Origin of the sequence: Kitasatospora mediocidica KCTC 9733 (genome assembly GCF_000744225.1) — a bacterium.
Lineage (GTDB): Bacteria > Actinomycetota > Actinomycetes > Streptomycetales > Streptomycetaceae > Kitasatospora > Kitasatospora mediocidica.
This window is the reverse complement of the sequence record NZ_JQLN01000007.1, coordinates 321,519-337,385: the sequence shown is the minus strand read 5'-3', so window position 1 is coordinate 337,385 and position 15,867 is coordinate 321,519. Positions and strand designations below refer to the sequence as shown.

The 15,867-nt window shown below is 69.6% G+C and carries 15 protein-coding genes; 7 read left to right on the top strand and 8 right to left on the bottom strand.

Annotation, left to right across the window (positions count from 1 at the left end; all coding sequences use genetic code 11):
- Positions 1–142: 142 nt before the first annotated feature.
- Together BS80_RS31905 and BS80_RS31900 are read right to left on the bottom strand one after the other, a co-directional pair.
- Entirely contained in the window at positions 143–709 is a 567-nt protein-coding gene (locus tag BS80_RS31905) for a hypothetical protein (RefSeq protein ID WP_035804731.1), read from the bottom strand.
- A gap of 522 nt (positions 710–1,231) precedes the next feature.
- Positions 1,232–2,779 (bottom strand): alpha-L-arabinofuranosidase B, encoded by a 1,548-nt coding sequence (locus tag BS80_RS31900; protein WP_035804729.1) that lies wholly within the window; start codon positions 2,777–2,779, stop codon positions 1,232–1,234.
- Between the two features lie 369 nt (positions 2,780–3,148).
- Here BS80_RS31900 and BS80_RS31895 point away from each other — a divergent pair, with 369 nt between their 5' ends.
- Positions 3,149–4,699, top strand: coding sequence for an alpha-L-arabinofuranosidase B (locus BS80_RS31895; RefSeq protein WP_198045712.1), 1,551 nt, complete (start codon positions 3,149–3,151; stop codon positions 4,697–4,699).
- 112 nt (positions 4,700–4,811) lie between these two features.
- On the opposite strand, the gene BS80_RS39980 is transcribed toward BS80_RS31895, so the two are convergent.
- Complete coding sequence (locus tag BS80_RS39980; RefSeq protein WP_083975606.1) at positions 4,812–5,114, bottom strand: amidohydrolase family protein; 303 nt, start codon at positions 5,112–5,114, stop codon at positions 4,812–4,814.
- A 1,313-nt stretch (positions 5,115–6,427) separates the two neighbouring features.
- On the opposite strand from BS80_RS39980, the gene BS80_RS42145 reads away from it, so the two are divergent.
- Together BS80_RS42145 and BS80_RS44200 are read left to right on the top strand one after the other, a co-directional pair.
- Positions 6,428–7,276 (top strand): hypothetical protein, encoded by an 849-nt coding sequence (locus BS80_RS42145; protein WP_198045675.1) that lies wholly within the window; start codon positions 6,428–6,430, stop codon positions 7,274–7,276.
- A gap of 93 nt (positions 7,277–7,369) precedes the next feature.
- Complete coding sequence (locus tag BS80_RS44200) at positions 7,370–7,783, top strand: transposase (RefSeq protein WP_408607452.1); 414 nt, start codon at positions 7,370–7,372, stop codon at positions 7,781–7,783.
- Positions 7,784–7,845: 62 nt separating this feature from the next.
- Here BS80_RS44200 and BS80_RS31875 read toward each other — a convergent pair whose 3' ends face one another.
- Positions 7,846–8,238: an ester cyclase gene (locus tag BS80_RS31875; protein ID WP_232246730.1), complete on the bottom strand. Its 393-nt coding sequence runs from the start codon at positions 8,236–8,238 to the stop codon at positions 7,846–7,848.
- A 140-nt stretch (positions 8,239–8,378) separates the two neighbouring features.
- Between BS80_RS31875 and BS80_RS31870 the strand changes: the two genes are divergently transcribed.
- Positions 8,379–8,951, top strand: a complete 573-nt coding sequence (locus BS80_RS31870; protein ID WP_035804723.1) for a PadR family transcriptional regulator — start codon at positions 8,379–8,381, stop codon at positions 8,949–8,951.
- A 22-nt stretch (positions 8,952–8,973) separates the two neighbouring features.
- Complete coding sequence (locus tag BS80_RS31865) at positions 8,974–9,954, top strand: NADPH:quinone reductase (protein ID WP_035804721.1); 981 nt, start codon at positions 8,974–8,976, stop codon at positions 9,952–9,954.
- Between the two features lie 151 nt (positions 9,955–10,105).
- Here BS80_RS31865 and BS80_RS31860 read toward each other — a convergent pair whose 3' ends face one another.
- From BS80_RS31860 to BS80_RS31845, 4 genes are all read right to left on the bottom strand, one after another.
- On the bottom strand, positions 10,106–10,363 hold the full coding sequence (locus tag BS80_RS31860; RefSeq protein WP_035804719.1) for a hypothetical protein: 258 nt from the start codon (positions 10,361–10,363) through the stop codon (positions 10,106–10,108).
- A gap of 67 nt (positions 10,364–10,430) precedes the next feature.
- Positions 10,431–11,336: a 5'-3' exonuclease gene (locus BS80_RS31855; RefSeq protein ID WP_035806451.1), complete on the bottom strand. Its 906-nt coding sequence runs from the start codon at positions 11,334–11,336 to the stop codon at positions 10,431–10,433.
- 47 nt (positions 11,337–11,383) lie between these two features.
- Positions 11,384–12,235, bottom strand: a complete 852-nt coding sequence (locus tag BS80_RS31850) for a PhzF family phenazine biosynthesis protein (protein ID WP_035804717.1) — start codon at positions 12,233–12,235, stop codon at positions 11,384–11,386.
- Positions 12,236–12,245: 10 nt separating this feature from the next.
- Complete coding sequence (locus BS80_RS31845; RefSeq protein ID WP_035804715.1) at positions 12,246–13,289, bottom strand: cation diffusion facilitator family transporter; 1,044 nt, start codon at positions 13,287–13,289, stop codon at positions 12,246–12,248.
- A gap of 207 nt (positions 13,290–13,496) precedes the next feature.
- Here BS80_RS31845 and BS80_RS31840 point away from each other — a divergent pair, with 207 nt between their 5' ends.
- Both BS80_RS31840 and BS80_RS43230 read left to right on the top strand, forming a co-directional pair.
- On the top strand, positions 13,497–14,291 hold the full coding sequence (locus BS80_RS31840; protein ID WP_035804713.1) for a 3-oxoacyl-ACP reductase: 795 nt from the start codon (positions 13,497–13,499) through the stop codon (positions 14,289–14,291).
- 131 nt (positions 14,292–14,422) lie between these two features.
- A complete protein-coding gene (locus BS80_RS43230) occupies positions 14,423–15,769 on the top strand; it encodes a DUF2510 domain-containing protein (protein ID WP_051967479.1) in 1,347 nt (448 codons plus the stop codon).
- Positions 15,770–15,867: the final 98 nt, after the last annotated feature.

Genomic DNA, 15,867 nt, shown 5'->3' with positions numbered 1-15,867 from the left:
CGGCGGTGTTCTGGCTCGGCCATTGGCCGCGCGGCATCCTCCCCGCTGCGGTCTGAGCTCCGGTGATGGAACCGGGAAAGCCGGGGCATGCCCTTCCTGTACGGGTTGCCGGGGCACCGTGCGCCGCTGCGCAGGTTGGCCGCTATGCGGCGTAGGTGACTTCGTCGAACGTGAATGCCCCACTACGCGAGATAGGTACGGCGATGGGCTCGGCGATGCCGGTCGTGGGGTCGACCACTCCGAAGCCCATCGCGGGGCGGAATGACGAGGCTGTCGACGCTGCAGTAAGGCGAAGCGTTCCGACCTCGAAGCCCCAGAGAGCGTCGGCCGTCAGATCGTCGGCCGGGATCTCTCCTATCAGTGCGAGGCTGCTGGTTCCGCTGCAGATGATGGAGTGTCCGAACCCGCGAGCGAGCAGGATGGCGAGCGCGCCCGGATAGCGACTGGAGCCAGGGCCCGTTGCGCTGAACCTTTCAGGGGCGGTCCTGCTCACGCGGGTAGCGGAGCTGACCGTTATCCTCGACCCCGAGACCAACGGTGGTCCGTACGTCTTCGACGTGCCGTACGTGCAGCGCGCTCGCCGTTCCGAGCCGAGCGGTATCGCGACCTGGTGGTGGAGTTCCGCGACCGGCCCGGTGTCAGCCGGCGCGGCCGTCTGGAAGATGCACCGGACCAGCAGATGGTGTTGGACCCCGATCAGAGGCCGCACTGGTTGAGTCGATAGGGCCGCACAAGCATCCCCACGGCGCAGAGCCGAGTGGACCCAGGTCAGAGCATTCAGCAGGGCGGTCCGACCGCCTGCCACACCAGCACCCAGGGTCCTGGGGCCACTGCGGCGACACAGCGGTGGGTCGCAGCTCCGCGGAGAGGGCCCGCTCCTCGGCGAGCGGCTCACCGCGGCCACGGTCGTCGGCACGGTGCTGATGCTCGTGGCCATCGCCGGCCTCGCGGCCGCCGAGTCGCGACCGGACGCGAAGGGCTGACCACCGGCGAGGTGACATGAGGCGAGGGTGGTGCGCCAGGACCATGGTCTGGCATGCCGCCCTCGCACCGCCGGAAGCCGGTAGACGTCCAGCGCTGCCGCCGACGGACTTGCGCTCTCAGAGGGCGGAATGTGAGCTGATTTCCGTTCTGCCGTCATCCGAACGTGTGGCCTTGCCGTCAGTGGCAAGTCGCCGGGCCGCATGAGGGGTTTCTCCGTGCGGCCCGGCGGTGGGGTGGGGGTGAGGTGTCAGCTCCAGGGCTGGGCGGTGAGCCAGCTGGTGTCGTCGGTCCAGGAGGTGGCGTTGTCCCAGGTGTTGGAGCCGCCGTTGGAGGCGGTGTAGACGGTGTAGTTGAAGTGGCGCAGGTACTTGTCGGGGTAGTTGAGGGACTGGAAGGAGTAGCCCTGGCCGTTGTGTCCGGTCTGCGGGCAGAACGTGGCGTCCTGGGCGAACAGGGAGGTGTTGTCGTTGGCGTTCAGGTAGAGCTGGAAGCCCGAGTGCCGCAGGTACTGCCCCGGGTCGTTGGCGGACTCGAAGGAGAGGCAGGTGCTGTTGGCGAGGCCGGCCCGGACGATCCAGGTGGAGTCGGCCTTGACCGTGGCGGAACTGGAGGAGTCGACGGGGGAGATGACGACCTTGGTGTCGGAGTCGTCGTGGCGGATGTAGTCGCCGGTGCAGCAGGAGGTGGTGGCCTGCAGCGAGATCCGCGAGCCGGGGGCGATCGAGCCGGTGCCCGAGGAGGAGTCGGCGTAGCCGGCGGCGGTGATGTTGGCCTGCACCGCGTTCTCGGTGGCGTCGCTCGGGTAGCCGGAGGTCATGACTCCTTCGTAGAAGGTGCCGGCGGAGCTGTTGCTGTTGTCGCCGCCGATGCCGAGGATGATCGCGCCCTGCTTCTTCATCGGGTTGTAGCCCGAGACGTTGGGGCGCACGCCGCTGTAGGAGGTGGACAGCGCGCCGGACTGGGCGTTGCCGGAGCGGATCGCCCACTGGTTCGGGCCGCCCTTGACGGCGGCGGTCAGGAAGCGGTTGTTCACGGTCGGGTCGTTGGCGTTGTAGCCGGCGTTGACGCCGGAGAACAGGCCGTTCTCCTGGTCGGCCATGACCCACGGGCCGTTGCCGGCGCCGTAGCCCCAGCCCGTGCTGTTGCCGAAGTAGATGGCCTCCATGGTGCCGTTGCCGTCGTCGGTGCTGTCGGTCTCGGCGTTGCCGTAGTCGAAGCAGCAGCCGCCGTTGTAGTGGGTGCCGTCCAGGACCGCGTACATGCCCTCGGGCTGGTCGCCGGTGGCGATGCCGGAGGTGTTGTTGTTCCGGTAGCCGGTGCCGGGGGCCACGTAGACGCCGTAGGCCTTGTGGCCGGCAACGGTGACCGGGGCAGCGGTGGCGTTGGCGAGGTTGTCGTTGCCTCCGGCCGCTGGGCCGGGCCAGTAGCCCTTGAGTGCCTGGGTGAGGTTGTTGCCCTTGCCTGACTGGTCGTAGATCACCGTGATCACGCAGCTGGTGCCTGCGCAGAAGGAGTCCTGGGCGGCGGCGTTGGCGTAGCCGCCGGCGCTGAGGACGCCGATGTCCGCGGTGGCGTTGTCCGAGGCGCGTCGCACCTGGTAGAGCGAGCCGTTGTACGCGGCGTACAGCGCGCGTGTCGTGGAGTGCGCGGCCACACACGGGGTGCCGCCCGCGGCGTAGATGTCGCACGGCTGCTGGGTGGCTGCCTGTGAGGCGGTGGCGGTGCCGACCAGTACGCCGGCGGCAAGGGCGAGAGTCGCCCCCGTCGCCAGCAGGGTGCGCCGAGCGTGGCGCATCCATCCCGAAATGATCACGTGTGAACTCCTTCGTCCGTCTGTGGGCGGCACCGGTGAGCCTGATTGTTAGCGCTCACAACGAGCTGGGACGAGTGTCCACGGGGAGACCCGGCGGGTCAACGCTTTGAACGCCCCGTTCGCAATCCGGAGAAGGAGACCGCCGTGGGCCGACTCGTCTCTGCTGCTGGAGGTGAGGGCCGGCGTGGGAGAACCTCTTGAAGTCAGCCGGTTCGACTTCTTGACGCTCCGTCCGGAGTGGGTCAATAGTGAGGGCTCAATCCGAACGGCCGAGTGCTAGTTGGCTCGGCAGGAATTGTTAGCGCTAACATCTGCTCGGCGCTCCCGTAGCAATGAACAAGGGAGTTCATGATGCTTTCCCTCCGCCTGTTTCGCCCCCTGCGCCGGCGGCTGGTCGTCCCCCTGGCCGCAGTGCTGCTCGCCTTCACCAGCCTCATCGCCTTCAGCGGCACCTCGCACGCCGCCTCCCAGGGGCCCTGCGACATCTACGCGGCCGGCGGCACCCCGTGCGTCGCGGCGCACAGCACCACCCGCGCGCTGTTCGCCTCCTACAACGGCTCGCTCTACCAGGTGCAGCGGGCCTCGGACAGCGCCCTGCTGAACATCGGGGTACTGTCCGCCGGAGGCGTCGCCAACGCCGCCGCCCAGGACTCGTTCTGCGCGGGCACCACCTGCACCATCACCCGCGTCTACGACCAGACAGGCAACAGCGGCAACACCCTGGTCTACCAGGGACCGGGCGGGACCGGCGGTGTTGACACGGCCGCCACCGCGACCACCGAGGCGTTGACCGTGGGCGGCCAGAAGGCCTACGCGCTCTACATCAACCCCGGCAACAGCTACTGGGCCAACGGCTCGGGTGTGCCGACCGGCAGCTCGCCCGAGGGCGAGTACCTGGTCACCAGCGGTACCCACGTCAACAACGGCTGCTGCTTCGACTACGGCAACACCGAGACCGACCACAAGGCCGACGGCAACGGCGCCATGGACGCGATCAACTTCGGCACGTCGTGCTGGTTCGGCGGTTGCAGCGGAACCGGGCCGTGGGTGCAGGCGGACCTCGAGGACGGCCTGTTCCCCGGCGGCAGCACCGCCTGGAACACCGACCAGGTCGCCGAGACCAGCCACTTCGTCACCGCGATGCTCAAGAACAACGGCACCACCCAGATGGCACTGCAGGGCGCCAACGCCCAGTCCGGGAGCCTGACCAAGCTCTACAGCGGCTCACTGCCCAGCGGGTACAACCCCATGCACAAACAGGGTGCCATCATCCTCGGCAGCGGCGGCGACTGCTGCCAGACCAACCACAACGACAGCGCGGGCACCTTCTACGAGGGCGCGATGGTCAAGGGCTACCCCAGCGACGCCACCGACGCCGCAGTCCAGGCCAACATCGCCGCGGCCGGCTACACGACCGGCACCACCCCCTTCACCCCGGGCGCGCGGATCTCGCTGCAGGCCACCACCTCCTGCTGCACCGGCGACTACATCCGCCACGACGACTCCGACACCAAGGTCGTCATCTCCCCCGTCGACTCCTCCAGCTCCGCCACGGTCAAGGCCGACTCCACCTGGATCGTCCGGGCCGGCCTCGCCAACAGCACCTGCCTCTCCTTCGAGTCCGCCAACGACCCGGGGCAGTACCTGCGGCACTCGGGCTTCCAGCTCTACCTGAACGCCAACGACAACACCTCCCTGTTCGCCCAGGACGCCACGTTCTGCCCGCAGACCGGACACAACGGCCAGGGCTACTCCTTCCAGTCCCTCAACTACCCCGACAAGTACCTGCGCCACTTCAACTTCACCGTCTACGCCGCCTCCAACGGCGGCTCCAACACCTGGGACAACGCCACCTCCTGGACCGACGACACCAGCTGGCTCACCGCCCAGCCCTGGAGCTGACCGGGAGCCGGATGGCGCCCAGCCGCCACGGAGCAGGCAGAGGAACCGCTCTCTGCCTGCTCCGTCGGCAAGCTCCTGGCGCGAAGGCCGACCGGGCGGTGCGGTCCCGGACTCAGTGACCGGTGTGGCAGCGGTCGGGGCCGAACACGTCCAGTACTTCGCGCAGGAGCGCGAGCGCGGACGCGGGAGTCGCGTCCGGTGCCAGTTCGGTGGCCAGGCCGGAGAGCTTGCAGACGGTGTTCGGCTGCTTCGCCACTTGGCGCGGTGCCTGCGACCACTGGTTACCGGATTCCGGCTTCGGCTTCCCGAGGTGGTCCAGGACGATGGTGTGTGCGGGCACGCTGCGGCCAGCTGCGCCAGTTCGGCCAACTGGTGCTGCCGGACGCCAGGCGTCGAACGGGAGTCCGGCCTCCATGAAGACCACCTCGACCGGCGCGGGACGGAGCTGCTCGAAGTCGTCGGCGGTGAACGGCCGGTCGAGCTCGGGCGCCTAGTCGAGCCATGGGTAGGAGAGCCGCCGCGGATCCCAGAGGTGGACGTGGCAGTCCAGGATCGAGGCCATGGTTCGGCCGGTCATCGTGCGCCGTCGTCGCTTGGCTGGTCCGACGGGGCGTCGAACGGGGTGCGGTAGGACGCGGGTCGGGCCCCCCACCCGTCCCCGTCGGCACCGCCTGCCCCGCGATCAGATCCCGTTCCCGGCCCGCTCTCCGCGCGACGTGCGGCGACTTCGCCCTCCTCGGCCGGCGCACGCAGCACCTCCTCGCGGGCAATTCGTGCATGGTCCACACGCTGCCGGGCCGCAGCAACATGCTCCTCGGCCTCCCGCCCCGCCTCCAGCCAGGACTCGAACCCTTCCCGCGCCACCGCCTCGCGACACTCCAGCAAAGCGATCACCGACGGCACTGCGCACCTCCTGGACGGACAGAACCAACCGTCCACTGGCTGCCCCGCCCTGGCCGCTACCACACCCAACCCTCGAGAAAACTGCAGCTCATCGAGCTGCAGCACCGTTCACCACCACGCTCTGATCCTGCCCGTCGTTCACCCTGCCGAAAAAAGTCCGCGCGGGTCGGCAACCTTTCCGCCCGCGGCGGCAACGGAGAGGTGGAACGCCGACTCGACCGGACGCGGTCGGCAACCTTTCCGGGCCGCCCGACCACTGAAGGTCGCCGGATCGACTGACACGATCAAAGGAGAGCTCAGCTATGCCCGCTCCACATCCACGCCGCCCGTGGCGTTTCACGTTGGCGAGTGCCGTGTCGGCGACCCTGCTCGCGGTGGTTGCCGGTTGCGGTCAGCCGTCGCATGCCGGGAATGCCGCCGCTGCGGCGTCTGCGACCACGGCGGCTTCACCGACTCCAGCGGCTAGTGCGAGCACCCCCACCAACGCGGCGCCTGCGACGGCAGCGGTTTCGTCCACCCCATCGGGTAAAGCGAACGCCGCGGGCGGCGGGCCAACGCCGGGTAGCACACCCTCGGGCGGCAGCACGTCCGTCGGCGGCGGCTCGACGACACGAAACTCCGTCACTTTCATGGGCAAGAGCACGGTGTCGATCGGAGGAGGGATGACCGATGCTTCTGCGGCCGCCGCACCGTTCGACGTTCGGTACCAATACCTCGTCAGTCCGCCTGCACCGTCGAGCGACCTGTACACGGCGTCGACCTGCCCGAGTGGGTTGAATTGGTGGGGATGCGTGGACGGTGGGCGTGGGGGGGATCATCCCCACTATGGAAGCCCGCGCTGCGCAGGCCACCTATCAGGGTCGTCCTCATCCGCAGACAATGATGTGGACATGGTTTGAACTGCCTGACCTCACCTCCGCTCCGGCGTGGCAGGACGAGGTGAAGGCGGTCAACCGGGTCGACCTCCTCACCAGATACCTCAACGACTACCGTTTCTTCCTCCAGAAGATCGGCACCTCGCACGACATGATCGATCTCGAACCTGATTTTTGGGGATTCGCACGAGGGATGGGCAATCTGGACACGGTCCCGGCGCAGGTGACTGCTGCGGCTCCGAACGACTGCGCCAATCAGGAGAACAGTGTGGTGGGTCTGGCCCACTGTCTGATCGCAATGACCCGCAAGTACGCTCCTGACGCGGCCGTCGGCCTGCATCTCACCTGCTGGGACTGGCCGGGTAACGTGGCACGCTGTGGCAGGGATTACGTGGCCCTCGGGGCAACCGGCGCGGACTTCCTGGTCGGGGAGGTAGAAGCCGCGGACGCCGGCGTCAATGCCTTGCCGGCGAATGGCGGACACAACTCGTTCTGGACCGACCAGAAGTGGGCCGCGCAGCTCGCGTATTGGAAGCAGATGGCGGACACGGTCGGCAAACCGATCGTGGCCTGGCAGATCCCGCTCGGCAACATGCGACAGAACAACACCACGAACCACTACCAGGACGACAAGGTCGACTGGCTGTTCTCGCACATGGACCAGGTCGCGAGCGCCCATGTCGCGGGTCTGCTGTTCGGCCCGGGAACACCGGATTCGACCACGGTCGAAAGCGACGGCGGCAACCTGTTCGCGAAGACGAACACCTACCGAAACTCGGGTGGCACGCAGCTCAAATAGCGTGAGAAGGCTGCTGCCCTCGCGGTCGGCGCGTCGTTCAGCACGATCGGCCTGGTCCTGCTCGGCGTGATCCTGGCCGCCCGCAGGACGTCGGTGACGTCCGCCGAGCCGCTGCCGTCGATGATGTCGGGTAGCCGGAGCACATTGCTGTGCCCCGGCTACCCGACCGCCGTATGCACCCTCCGCTGCGCTCTGAGCCTGGTGGTGCTCGGCACCCAGAGCCTGCACGCCGCAGCCGGGGTGCAGGCCGTGACGACGGGACGCGACGCGGCGAAGAAGGTGCCCGGCCGCAAGCGGGGACTTGCCGTGGACGTGCTGGGCCTGGTGATCGCCGCGGTCGTGCCGGCCGCCTCCGTCCACGACAACGCCTTCGGCACCGCCCTGCTCGACAAGGTCGCGGCCGGCACCGCGGGCACCGTGACGAAGGCCCTGGAAGCTCAACGCCTGACCGGGTGCAACATCCTCACCGAGACCGAACCGGGCCTCTTCACTCTGCCGCGAACGTAGCCGCCCAGCCCGACTACTTCCTCCGCCACGGCGAAACGGACATCAGCTCACATGCCGCCCTCTCAAGGCGCAGGAACGGCACCGATCTGCTGCATCACCCCGAGGAGGTCGGGCTGGCCCCGCTCCTTGATGATCTTTCCGTCGGCCAGGTAGTAGAGGTTCATGGCCTGGACCGAGATGGTCTTTCCGCTGGCCGGGATTCCGAAGAACTCGCCCTGATGCGTTCCGCGCATGGTGAACCGGGCGGCCACCGTGTCGCCCTCGGTGACGGTCTCTTCCAGAGTCCACCGGACATCCGGGAACCCCGCGCGCATCATCGCGATCAGCTCCAGGTAGCCCTCAGGGCCCCGCAGCGGTTCCGGGTGGCTCGGCGCATGAAACTCGGCATCCGGGGCGATGACCTCACGGGCAAGGTCCTCGTCAGCTGTGTTGATGAACTCGACGAAGCGACTCATCACGGATTCCGTGGATTGCGGCGACATGTCCGTCCGCCTCTCTCTTCTTGCACTGCCCCTCGCAACGAGCGAGCGGAAGAACCACAGTACATCGATTCGATGTGTGCATCGATTCGATGTAGGTGTGGGACGATGGGGACATGCTTGACCTAGCGATACTGGGCTTCCTGGCCGAGCGGCCTTTGTCCGGACATGAACTGCGCCGCCGACTCTCGGAGTTGACGGGCTACAGCCGGCCGGTGAGCGACGGCAGTCTGTATCCGGCGATCAAGCGTCTCGCCGCGGCGGGCTTGCTGGAACGGCGCCCGGACCCGGCCGCGGGCCCGGCCCGCTACATACTGAGTGTGACCGACGCAGGGCGCACCGACCTGCTGCAGCGGCTGCGCGCGCCCGCCGACCACGAGATCAGCGACTTCACGCGGTTCTTCACCGTGCTGGCGTTCCTCTCCCTCCTGCCGGACGTCGCCGAACAGCACGCGGTGCTGCGGCGGCGACTGGAGTTCCTGGAGGAGCCGGCGAGCTTCTTCTACGACGGCGACCGGCCGCTGCGTGCCGAGGACATGGCCGACCCCTACCGGCGCGGCATGCTGCTGACCGCCCGCGCCATCAGTAGCGCCGAACGGGCCTGGTTGCACCAGGTTCTGGACGGTGACGAGCCAGTCGCCGCGCGCGCCGGGACCGACCCCTCTACGCTCGGACGACCTGTGCGCTGACCAGCCCCGGAGGTAGCCGCTCATGCTTGCGTCCTGGTACGACCGACAGGGCCCCGCCGCCGACGTGCTGCGCGTCGGCGAGCTGCCCGACCCCACCCCCGGCCGGGGCGAGGTCCGCGTCCGCGTCACCGTCTCCGGTGTCAACCCCGGCGACACCAAGAAGCGGTGCGGCTGGCTCGGCTCCTCGATGCCCTACCCGCGGGTGATCCCGCACAGCGACGCCGCCGGAGTCGTCGACGCCGTGGGCGAGGGGGTCGACGGGCGTCGGGTCGGACAGCGGGTGTGGGTGTACGGCGCCCAGTCCTACCGACCGTTCGGCACGGCCGCCCAGTACACCGTCGTGCCCGCCGATCTGGCTGTGACGCTGCCCGACCACCTCGGCGACGAAGTCGGCGCGGCCCTGGGCATCCCCGGCATCACCGCCCACCGCGCCGTGTTCGCCGACGGACCGGTCGACGGCAAGCTCGTGCTGGTGCACGGCGTTCTGGGCGGGGTCGGCTCCCTGGCCGCGCAGCTCGCCCGCTGGGGCGGGGCCAGGGTGCTCGCCACCGTCCGGCGCGGCGCGGATCTCGCACAGGTCGATCCGGCTGTCGTGTCCCACGCCGTGGCTCTGGACCAGGGGGACCCGGCGGCGGCGATCCGCGCGTACGCGCCCGAGGGCGTGCACCGGATCGTCGAGGTGTCCCTGTCCGACAATGCAGACCTCGACAACGCCGTGGTCGCGAACGGCGCGGTCATCGCCGCCTACGCGACGAGCGCGGACCGGACCGAGATCCCCTTCTGGTCGCTGCTGTTCAACAACGTCATCCTGCGCTTGATCGGCAGCGACGACTTCCCCGAAGAGGCGAAACGCCAGGCAGCACGCGATCTGACCGCCGCGGCCGCCGTGGGCGCCCTGACCGTCGAAGTCGGCGACCGTTACGAGCTGGCGGACATCGCCAAGGCCCACGACCGCGTCGACGCCGGCAGCCGTGGCCGCGTCCTGGTCACTCTGCCCCGGTGACCCCGTCCGTCGTTCACCACGCCCACGGGTGCGTCCTGATCAGCCGAGGCAGCAGCCGAGCGGTACCAGGGACGCGCGACGTTCTCGGCCGAGACAAGACCTGAGCGTGCCTCCTATGACAGAACGTCTGATTTCGCGTTGACCTGCGAGATCAGGGGATGATGTTCCGCATCTCGCCGAGGGGCCCGCGGAACCCTGTACCCAGATAGGCGTCTTCTTCCAGTTGCTCAAGTTGGTCCCGAACGGGCTCGAATATCGAGGACAGGAACTCCCTACGAGCGGCCCAGCTGTTCGCCATGTCATGGTTGATCCAGTAGGTGCGGAAAGCTCGAAAGTCTCTGAACGGGACTGAGAACTCGATTTCGAGCCGGGACAGCAGTGACCGGAGGGCCTTCAGGGCTACGGTCATCTGATCGTCGTCGAAAGCCTGCGTGCGTACACCACGGCCCCCGCCGCTGAGTCAGGATCGTCGGCACTCAGCGGGTGGCGGCGAGGGTGTCGAGGAGGCGGGTGAGGGAGGTGCCGAGGCCCCAGCGGGTGGCGAGGTCTTCGAGGGTCATGGGGTCGAGGGGTTCGCGGGGGAGGGTGGGGTCGAAGGTGGGGAGGGGGACGTCGGTGGCGACGCGGACGACGGTGGGGGCGACGTCGAGGTAGGGGGCGCCTTCGAGGAGGTTCTTGCGGCGGGCGGGGGTGAGTTTGGAGAAGGGGTCGGCGGCGGCGGCGCGGATGCCGGCGAGGTCGCCGTACTCGTGGATGAGCCCGGTGGCGGTCTTCTCGCCGATGCCCTTGACGCCGGGCAGGCCGTCGCTGGGGTCGCCGCGCAGGACGGCCATGTCGGTGTACTGGGCGCCGGTGACGCCGTACTTCTCGCGGAGCAGGGTGTCGTCGGTGATCTGCAGGGTGCCGACGCCCTTGAGGGGGTAGAAGACCTGGATGTCGCGGGCGTCGTCGACGAGTTGGAAGAGGTCGCGGTCGCCGGTGACGATCTGGACCGGGCCGGCGGCGCGGGTGGCGAGGGTGCCGATCACGTCGTCCGCCTCGTAGCCGGGGGAGCCGATCCGGGCGATGCCCAGGGCGTCCAGCACCTGTTCGATGACCGGGACCTGGGGGGCGAGGGTGTCCGGGACCTCCTCCTCGCCCGCCGTGGCCTCGGGGGCCAGCCGGTGGGTCTTGTAGGTGGGGATCAGGTCGACGCGCCACTGCGGTCGCCAGTCGGCGTCCATGCAGGCGACCAACTGGTCGGGGCGGTGGTCCTGGACCAGCCGGGTGATGAAGTCGAGCAGGCCCCGGACGGCGTTCACGGGCTGGCCGTCCGGGGACTTCAGCGACTCCGGGACACCGAAGTAGGCCCGGAAGTAGAGGCTGGCGGAGTCGAGGAGCATCAGTCGGGGTGCGGTCACCCGCCGATCATCCCGCACACCGCCGACAATTACCCCGGCAGCCGGACCGCCGCGCCGCTCACGCGCACCCGCGGGTCGTCGGCGCGCAGTTCGACGTGGAGCAGGCCGGGGCTGCCGAGGTCCTCGCCCTGGTGCAAGGTCAGGACGGTGTCGCCGGGCGCCTGGCCCAGCTCGCGCAGGTACGCCCCGAACGCGGCGGCCGCCGCGCCCGTCGCCGGGTCCTCGACCACGCCGCCGACGGGGAAGGGGGCGCGCACGTGGAAGACCGTGGCGGACTCGCGCCAGACCAGCTGAAAAGTGATCAGCTCGCGCGCTGTCATGAAGGCGGCCAGCCGGTCGAAGTCGTACGCCAGGTCGGCCAGCCGCCCGCGGGTGGCGGCCGCCAGTACCAGGTGGCGGGCGCCGGCGTAGGCGATCCGCGGCGGGAGGGTGGGGTCGAGGTCGGCGGCCTGCCAGTCGAGTGCGGCCAGCGCCTCCTGGAAGTCGGCCGGGTCGACGTCCAGGACGTGCGGCTCGACGCTGGTCAGGGTGGCGCGCAGCACGCCGTCCGGGTCCACCGCCACGCTGACCGGGACCGTGCCGGAGCGGGTCTCGAAGACCAGGTCGCCCGGGCCGGTCAGTTCGGCCACCGCGACCGCCGCGGCGACCGTGGCGTGGCCGCAGAACGGGACTTCCATGGCGGGCGCGAAGTAGCGGACGTCGTAGGTCCGTGGTCGGCCCTGTCGGTCCGGTGTCAGGAAGGCCGTCTCGGAGTAGCCGAGTTCGGCGGCGACGGCCAGCATCCGGTCCTCGGTCAGGCCGGTGGCCTCCGGGACGACGCCGGCCTTGTTGCCGCCCTCGGGGGTGCTGGTGAACGCCGCGTATCGCAGGACTGTCGTCATCGTGATGCCCTCAGTGGGTGTGCGGCCCGCTGCGATGGACCGGGCCGTGCGAGTCGGCGCAGTGCTCACCGCTCGGGAACTCGGTGGCGTCGGTGATCTGCAGCAGGTCCTGGTCGTCGTCCTCGCCGACGTGGTCCACCTGGAGGGTAGCGTGGGTGATCTTGTAATCGTCGCGGAGCCGGCGCTGCAGATCACGCCGCACGGCATGGCAGTCGCCGCCGGGGGCGACCAGGATGTGCGCGGAGAGGGCCGGTTGGCCGGAGGTGATCTCCCAGACGTGCAGGTCGTGGATCTCCTCCACCGCCGGGGCGGCCACCAGCCGGTCGGCGAGCGCGTCCGGGTCGATGCCGGCCGGCGAGGCCTCCAGGAAGATCCGTCCGGAGTCCCTGACCAGTCCGTACCCGGCCCGCAGCATCAGGGCCACCACGATCAGCGAGGCGATCGCGTCCGCCCGCAGGAACCCGGTGGTCAGCATGATCGCGCCGGCCACCGCGGTGGCGATGAAGGCGTAGAGGTCGGTCAGCACGTGCTGGAAGGCGCCCTCGACGTTGAGCGAGCTGCGGTTGGCCTTCGACATGCACCAGGCCGCGCCGATGTTGACCACGATCCCGACCAGCGCCGTGACCAGGACCAGGCCACCCTGGACGTCCGGCGGCGAGATCAGCCGGCCGATCGACTCGTAGCCCAGCCAGGCCGACAGGACGAGCAGGGTGACGCCGTTGGCCTGCGCGGAGAGGATCTCGGCCCGCTTGAAGCCGTAGGTGAAGCCGCCGCGGGCCGGCCTGGCGGCCAGCCGCATCGCGACCAGGGCCAGCACGATGGAGACCGCGTCGGTCAGCATGTGCGCCGCGTCCGAGATCAGTGCCAGCGAGTGGGCGGCGAAGCCGACGACCACCTCGCCGAGCATGAAGACCACGATCAGCGCGAGCGCGCTGGTGAGCCAGCGCCGGTCGGCGTCGGCGGCGACCGCGTGCGAGTGCCCGTGTCCGCCGTGCCCGTGGCTGTGTCCGTCGTCCTGATGGGCGTGGTCGTGATCGTGGTCGTGCTCGGCCATCGCGGTCGTCTCCTGATCGCTGAGAGAGGTCAAGGACGGGTGCCCTGCAGGGAGAGTGAACCCCAGATCGGAGGAAGATCCAAAGGCTGCACTGGTGACCGTTGTCGTTCCCTTCTGGGCCGTTTCCAGCGTAGTAACCCGAACCATTTGAAAACCCAACGTATACTGTTGATCGCTTTCCGTGACGATGCTCGGAGGAGGACCGCGATGCCCCACAGGTCGACGGACGCCGTGGTCTGCCGCCGCCTGGTCGGCCGGACGGCGGTGGTCACCGGTGCCGGCAGCGGCATCGGCCTGGCCGCCGCGCACCGGCTCGCCGCCGAGGGCGCGCGGGTGGTGCTGGCCGACATCGACGAGGCGGCCGGTCGGTCGGCGGCCAAGGCGGTCGGCGGGCTCTTCGTGGCCACCGACGTCACCGACCCGTACATGGTCGAGGCGCTCTTCGACACCGCCTACGAGACGTACGGCAGCGTGGACGTCGCGTTCAACAACGCCGGCATCTCGCCGCCGGAGGACGACTCCATCCTGACCACCGGGCTGGACGCCTGGCACCGGGTGCAGGAGGTCAACCTCACCTCGGTGTACCTCTGCTGCAAGGCGGCGCTGCCCTACATGCGGCGGCACGGGCGCGGCTCGATCATCAACACCGCCAGTTTCGTGGCCAGGATGGGCGCCGCCACCTCGCAGGTCTCCTACACCGCGTCCAAGGGCGGGGTGCTGGCGATGTCGCGCGAGCTGGGGGTGCAGTTCGCCCGCGAGGGCATCCGGGTCAACGCGCTCTCGCCGGGGCCGGTGGACACCCCGCTGCTGCGCGAGCTCTTCGCCGCGGACCCGGTGGCGGCGGCCCGGCGCCTGGTGCACATTCCGCTCGGCCGCTTCGCCCGGCCCGAGGAGATCGCCGCGGCGGTGGCTTTCCTGGCGAGTGACGACTCCTCGTTCATCACGGCCGCGGAGTTCCTGGTGGACGGCGGAATCTCCGGGGCCTATGTCACACCGGTGTAGGCCTCGTTCCGGGGCGTGCGGGCCGGGGGGATCCCGGGGGAGCTGACTCTCACCGTAATCTCATCCGAAATGGCCCGATTGCGCGGCTCAGTTGATATCGCGTTTATCTGTCTGGCCATACATTTTGTGGTGTGAGCGACGCGAAGATCCCGGCCGGGTGGTACCCGGACCCTCAGGACACGACCAGTGACCCCCGGCCCGAGCGCTGGTGGGACGGCACCGGCTGGACGGCCACCACCCGTCCGGTCGCGCCGAACGACAGCACCACTACCGACAGCACTACCACCGACAGCACCACCGCCGACGCCGCGGACGTCGAGGACACCGCCGTACTGAGCGGGACCGGCACGGTGATCGAGGGCGAGGTGCTGCACAGCGGCCCCACCGTCCGATTCCCGCAGGCGCCCACCGAGGCGATCCCGCCGGTCGACAGCCCGGACGGTTCGGTCAGCCTGGACGGTTCGGCTGCTCCCGGCGGACTCGGTGGCCCGGGCGGACCGTACGACGATGCGATCGACTGGTCGCAGCCGGTGGCCCGCAAGCCGTCCGTGTTCAAGCGGATGTCCAAGCCGGTGCTGGTCGCGGCGGCGGTGGCCGGCCTGCTCGGCCTGGCGGTCGGCTCCGGCGTCACCTACCTCGCCGTGCACAAGGACGGCGGCGGCACGCAGGCGGCGGCGCCGCAGAACGCCGTGCCGCCGTTGCACCAGCGCGGCCAGGGCGGTTCGGGGCGCAGCGGCGGCAACGGTAGCGGGGGATCCGGCGGCTTCCCGGGATTCCCGGGTCAGGGCGGCTCCGGCGGCTCGGGCGCCAGCGGCGGCGGCTCCGGCGCGCTCCCGGGCTTCCCGGGGCTCGGCGGCGGGTCCGGCGGGTCCGGCGGCTCGGGTGGTTCGGGTGGCTTGGGTGCGAGCAACCTCGCCGTCGACGTGATCAACAAGATCCAGCTGCCCGTCCCCTCCGGCTGGACCGGCGGCACCGGTGACGACGGCAGCGCGGTCCTGTCCATCGGCACCTACACCTGCCCGGGCGCCGGCGCCTCCGGCGGTACGGGTGGCACGGGCGGTTCCGGTGGCACCGCCACCGCGACCTGCTCGCTGGGCGGCGCGAACACCGGCCGCCTCCAGGGGACGGACCCGCAGGCGGCCGCCAAGACGGACATCACGGCGGCGGCCAACGAGTCCTACCCGAACAGCAAGTCGCACACCGAGCTGGAGTCCCAGGCGGTGACCGTCGACGGCCGCAGCGGCTACCTGGTCCGCTGGAAGGTCTCGGCCTCGCAGGGCAACGACGGCTACGTCGAGACGGTGGTCTTCCCGACCGCGGACGGCAAGAGCCTGATCTCCCTGCACCTCGGCTTCGACATCGCCGCCAAGGCACCGGACGTCTCGGTGATGGACACCATCGTCAAGGGCGTCAGCGACTTCACCGGGACGATCACGGGTGGCGCGGGCGGCTCGACGAGCGGCGGCACCAGCACCTGACCCTCCCACAAGGACGTGCGGGGCCCGGCCGGACGACGGCCGGGCCCCGCACGTGTCGGCCCCGGCCTACAGCCGGCCCCGGCCTACAGCCGGGCACG

Excerpts from the sequence above, each read along its gene's own strand:
- BS80_RS31900 (WP_035804729.1), bottom strand. The coding sequence starts at position 2,779 with ATGCGCCACGCTCGGCGCACCCTGCTGGCGACGGGGGCGACTCTCGCC.
- BS80_RS31840 (WP_035804713.1), top strand. The coding sequence starts at position 13,497 with ATGCCCCACAGGTCGACGGACGCCGTGGTCTGCCGCCGCCTGGTCGGC.
- BS80_RS31870 (WP_035804723.1), top strand. The coding sequence starts at position 8,379 with ATGCTTGACCTAGCGATACTGGGCTTCCTGGCCGAGCGGCCTTTGTCC.
- BS80_RS31845 (WP_035804715.1), bottom strand. The coding sequence starts at position 13,289 with ATGGCCGAGCACGACCACGATCACGACCACGCCCATCAGGACGACGGA.
- BS80_RS39980 (WP_083975606.1), bottom strand. The coding sequence starts at position 5,114 with ATGGAGGCCGGACTCCCGTTCGACGCCTGGCGTCCGGCAGCACCAGTT.
- BS80_RS31855 (WP_035806451.1), bottom strand. The coding sequence starts at position 11,336 with ATGCTCCTCGACTCCGCCAGCCTCTACTTCCGGGCCTACTTCGGTGTC.
- BS80_RS31875 (WP_232246730.1), bottom strand. The coding sequence starts at position 8,238 with ATGAGTCGCTTCGTCGAGTTCATCAACACAGCTGACGAGGACCTTGCC.
- BS80_RS31895 (WP_198045712.1), top strand. The coding sequence starts at position 3,149 with ATGCTTTCCCTCCGCCTGTTTCGCCCCCTGCGCCGGCGGCTGGTCGTC.
- BS80_RS31860 (WP_035804719.1), bottom strand. The coding sequence starts at position 10,363 with ATGACCGTAGCCCTGAAGGCCCTCCGGTCACTGCTGTCCCGGCTCGAA.
- BS80_RS31865 (WP_035804721.1), top strand. The coding sequence starts at position 8,974 with ATGCTTGCGTCCTGGTACGACCGACAGGGCCCCGCCGCCGACGTGCTG.
- BS80_RS42145 (WP_198045675.1), top strand. The coding sequence starts at position 6,428 with ATGGAAGCCCGCGCTGCGCAGGCCACCTATCAGGGTCGTCCTCATCCG.
- BS80_RS31850 (WP_035804717.1), bottom strand. The coding sequence starts at position 12,235 with ATGACGACAGTCCTGCGATACGCGGCGTTCACCAGCACCCCCGAGGGC.